At 57.7% G+C, this 4,317-nt stretch carries 4 protein-coding genes; 1 reads left to right on the plus strand and 3 read right to left on the minus strand.

Features of this window, described 5'->3' with window-relative positions:
- Window positions 1-380: type II toxin-antitoxin system RelE/ParE family toxin (locus tag ACIQ0Q_RS08990; protein ID WP_395772602.1), on the plus strand; the 380-nt coding region annotated here is incomplete at its 5' end.
- A gap of 105 nt (window positions 381-485) precedes the next feature.
- On the opposite strand, the gene ACIQ0Q_RS08995 is transcribed toward ACIQ0Q_RS08990, so the two are convergent.
- The 3 genes from ACIQ0Q_RS08995 to ACIQ0Q_RS09005 all read right to left on the minus strand — a co-directional run.
- A complete protein-coding gene (locus ACIQ0Q_RS08995) occupies window positions 486-1,964 on the minus strand; it encodes a sulfatase-like hydrolase/transferase (protein WP_395772603.1) in 1,479 nt (492 codons plus the stop codon).
- 10 nt (window positions 1,965-1,974) lie between these two features.
- Window positions 1,975-3,528 carry a sulfatase gene (locus ACIQ0Q_RS09000; RefSeq protein ID WP_395772604.1) on the minus strand — a complete coding sequence of 518 codons (1,554 nt, stop codon included), beginning with the start codon at window positions 3,526-3,528 and terminating at the stop codon, window positions 1,975-1,977.
- Between the two features lie 51 nt (window positions 3,529-3,579).
- A partial coding sequence (locus tag ACIQ0Q_RS09005) for a Bug family tripartite tricarboxylate transporter substrate binding protein (RefSeq protein WP_395772605.1) occupies window positions 3,580-4,317 on the minus strand: 738 nt, incomplete at its 5' end.

Here is a 4,317-nt window from a genome sequence, read left to right on the forward strand (position 1 = left end):
GATGGCCTGCGAAACCGGGTGCGTCAAAATGCAAAGGCCGGCTCTCGAGGGTGAAGTCCAAATCAGTCATCCCGCGTGAACAAGCCAACCGGGATGTCGACGAGGCCATTGCCCACTATCTAGACGAGCACGCAGAAAAAGCAGCGCTTGGATTTATCGATGCACTTGAGCGAGCCTACATCCAGATCAGCCGCCATCCTGCGATTGGATCATCGCGTTATGCGCATGAACTCAACCTGCCGGGTCTGCGTTCGTGGCATCTGAATCGCTTCCCGTACCTTGTGTTCTACGTCGAGCAGCAGGACCACGTCGATGTCTGGCGTGTGCTGCAGGGACAGCGCGACATCCCGACATGGCTGCAAGACCCTGAAAAGACCTGAGCAGGTTTTCGCTGGGTCGTCGTGCAAGGAATCAGTCATGTTGGTCCCTCTCGTGCACTTGAGTGCGACTCGGTCACTGGACGAGGCCTCCGCCTTGGCCAATCGTCAGCGCGACGGCACCGGGCTTGCCCCTGCGGGCCCTTTGCCCAGAGCTGCTTCCCGGCCGCCAAATCGGGCAATCAGTGCGTCTTGATCGGCCTTGGCGCGCTGGTCTGTGGCCAGTGGGTCAAGCATTTGATTAAGAAGCGATGCCATGTGCTCTAGGATCGGCCGATAGCCTTCATCCGTGGCGAGGTCTACGGCTTGACCTGGATCAGCCGCCATGTCGAACAATTCTGCCTCATAGCCCACGTAGTGGTGATATGCCCACTGACCTTGCCGCACCAAGTAGGCTGCGCTGGGCGAACCCACAGCGTGGTACTCGCTAAAGCCGATCCGTTGAGGATCGTCTTTCTCGTTGGCGACATCCACAAGCGATCTGCCCGGAAGACTAGGATCTGCGGGCAGGTTCGCGTTGTCGAGTACGGTAGGGGCAATATCGATCAGGTTAACGTGGGTCGAGCAGACTCTGCCAGGTGGGATCCCCGGCCCAGCCAAGATCAAAGGAATGTGAGTGGCTTCGCGGTAGAGCGTCGATTTATTCCACATCCCGCGCACACCCTGGTTGTCGCCATGATCGCTACTCATGATCACTCGGGTAGATGCCTGCAAACCGGTTTGCCTGAGCGCTTGCAGCACTTTGCCGATTTGTTCATCAATGAAGCAAGCCAAGGCGAAATAGCACGCCAAAGCCAAGCGGCGGCGCTCGGGCGTGCCTAATTCATCATCGGCATTTGAAAAATCTGCATGTCGTTGCACCCAGGGGTGGCGCTGGTAGCCGCTCTGAGGATGCAGCCTAGGGTCGGCAATGGCATTGATGTCGATTGCATCGAGATAGCGTTGGGGCACGACCAAAGGAAAATGGGGGGCGACAAATCCTACGAACAAGGCCCACGGAGATGCATCTTTCTCGGCTGCCTTGTCATTCAGCCACTGCGCTGCGTGATCTGCCGAGGTCATGTCATACCGGTTATAGCTGGACAGCCCGGCACCGAGTTCGTTAAACAGACGCGATGGACGCGGCGCGCTGGGCAATGGGTTGCGCACCGAGCCCCAGACCTGACCGATGCCGTCGGCCAAATGCAAGGGATCATGCTGCCTGGAAAAGCCGGTCGGCGCTGTGCCATTGACGTAGTGCAGTTTCCCTATCGACTCGACGCAATGGCCAGCAGCTTGCAGGGCATGCCCCCAACTGGCCGTGCGTCCGTCATAGCCCATGGCGTTATCCCAATACGCGATGTCATGCACCCATCGCCCCGTCGCCAGTGCGGCCCTTGCGGGTACACAGATTGGGGAAGGTGTGAGGGCTTGCGTGAATCGGGTGCCACGGGCAGCGAGTGCATCCAGATTGGGGGTCTTGACGAAGGGGTGGCCAGCGCAGCCTAAGGCATGGGCATCTTGCTCATCGGTCAGCAAGATCAGGCTATTGAATGGTTTTCCAGTCATGGGCGAACGATGCAATGTGTCGATGCGTTGAAGCGCCACAGGAAAAAAATCAAGCGGGCCCTACCGGCTCCGGGAGCGGGTTGCGAATATCGTCGGGTCGGTCCAAGAGTCGTTGCATCAATTCCTCACGCAAGCCACGATGCCTGGGATCATCAAACAGGTTTTCGCGCTCGTAGGGATCATTGCTGAGGTCGTACATTTCACCGACCCCACTGTCCAATTCAACAGTCAGCTTTGCGCTGCGAGTACGCACAGTGCGCAAGTCCAAAGCCACGCCACAACGCGATGGCCCCAGCCGCCACTCGTTGTAGGCGTGATCGCGCTCTGCATTCACCTCGCCGAGGAGAAGCGGCCTTAGGCTCTTGCTGTGCACCGCAGAAGGCACAGGTGTGGACGCGTAGTCGGCGAAGGTCGCTGCCAGATCAATCGTGGATACGGGCTGATCGGACACGTGATTTGCTGCAACTCCGGGCCCGCGCATGATCAAGCCGACGCGCAGCAGGCCTTCGTAATGCATTGGGCCCTTGAGCATGAGGCCATGATCACCCAACAACTCGCCGTGGTCGGAAGTGAACACAACGAGCGTGTTGTCAGCCAAGCCAGCGTCATCCAGAGCGGACAAGATCCGGCCCACCTGATGATCGACTAAAGAAATCATGCCGTAGTAATTGGCAATGATCTCGCGCAACTGAACATCGGTTTGCTGAGCCATTCGGGAGTATTCCTCTCGAATTTTTCTGCTTTCCGGTGTGCCACCGGGTGTGTTTTCCAGCGCTGCTCTGTGCCACCACGGGCGTTTGTGAAGATCTCGAATCCGATGCGGTGGTAGGTCAATCTCTTCTGGCCGATGCATCCAACACCAGGGCGCTGGTGCATCAAATGGATGATGCGGATCTGCCATCGACACCCACGCGCAAAATGGCTTTACCTCCATTTGCGCATCGGAAGCTTGCCGTTGACGCCGACCATGCTCAGCGATGTACTCGACCGCGCGATCGCCCACCCAGGTGCTGTTGTGCCAAGCGGTGGGCAAGGCGCTGTTGTGCGTTTGTGCAGCCTGCGTTTGCGGGTCAAGGCGCTGGCTGTAAAGGGCGTTTTTCATTGCGCCCAATCCATCGCGGTGATACCAGCGCTCGTAATGCAAGCCGCCTGGACTAGGCTCGGGAAGCCAATAGTTATGCCCCAACTGCATCAACTCGACCTGATCAAAGCCCATGTAAGGGCCTCTCCAATCGTCTGCAAACAGATGCGAACTCGGAATGTTTTCGCAGCGGCCGGTTGGTCGGTTTGCGTATGAATGATTGCTCGAGAAATGCGCCTTGCCTATAAATCGCGTGTCGTAGCCCGCTTGGCTCAATCGGCCTGCAAAACCGTCGGCAGCGATGGCCTCGTCAAGGTCGATGCCATTGTCGTGTACCCCACTGGTCAGTGGCAGCGTACCGGTCAAAATGGCGCTTCTTGCGGGCATGCACACCACATTGGGCGTGATGCAGTTTTTGAATCGCGTGCCTTGCCGAGCCAGTAAATCTAGATGCGGCGTCCGCACCCTACGCCCTTCAAATCCGAAGCAGTCTGCGCGGTGCTGATCGCTCATGATCAGCAAAATGTTAGGTCGTCTCAAATCATGTCACAGGAGTTCGCAGACAGCCGTGCATCAGTTTTCAGCGGTGTAACCGGTCGCCTTGATGACAGGCCCCCAACGTTCAAAATCGTCCTTGAGATGGCGAGCCAAATCAACAGAGGACCTGACGTCAGAATCGAACTCCAACTTTTCAATTGCTGCAACCAAGCGAGGGCTACGCGCCGCAGCCACAATCGCCGCCTCCAGTTCCAATTGGCTTGCTTTGGGTGTTTTACTCGATGCAAAACATGCAAACACCTCGGTGAGCTGTAGCTCTGGGTAACCCAGCTCTTTGAATGTGGGCACTCCCGGCAGGCCAGGCAAGGCTTTGTCGCCGCTGAAGGCAAGAATACGAAGCTTGCCGGACTTGTGATGCGTAACCAGGTTGGGCAACGTGGTGGCAAGCGAGGGAATCGTGCCACCCAACACATCCGTCATCGCTGCTGCGCCACCGCGATAGGGCACATGCTGAAATTCAATACCGGCCTTTCGCGCGAACATCACGCCCATGAAGTGCATGGCCGTGCCAGCCCCTGGGGTGCCGTAGCTGGCCTTACCCGGGTTTGCCTTGGCCCAATCCACAAACTCCTTGAGTGTCCTGGCAGGCGTACCCGGTCCGACGCCCAAAGCAAACTGGAAAGAGCAGACACCGGCCAACGGCGAGAGATCACTTAGCCCATAACGCAGCTTTGGATAGACATGCGGGAATATCGTCGCATTGCCCCCTGGCATCATCACAATCGTGCTGCCGTCGGCGGGCGAGGCAAGCAT

The sequence above is a fragment of the Arenimonas sp. genome, from assembly GCF_044348765.1.
In the GTDB taxonomy this organism is placed as follows: domain Bacteria; phylum Pseudomonadota; class Gammaproteobacteria; order Xanthomonadales; family Xanthomonadaceae; genus Arenimonas.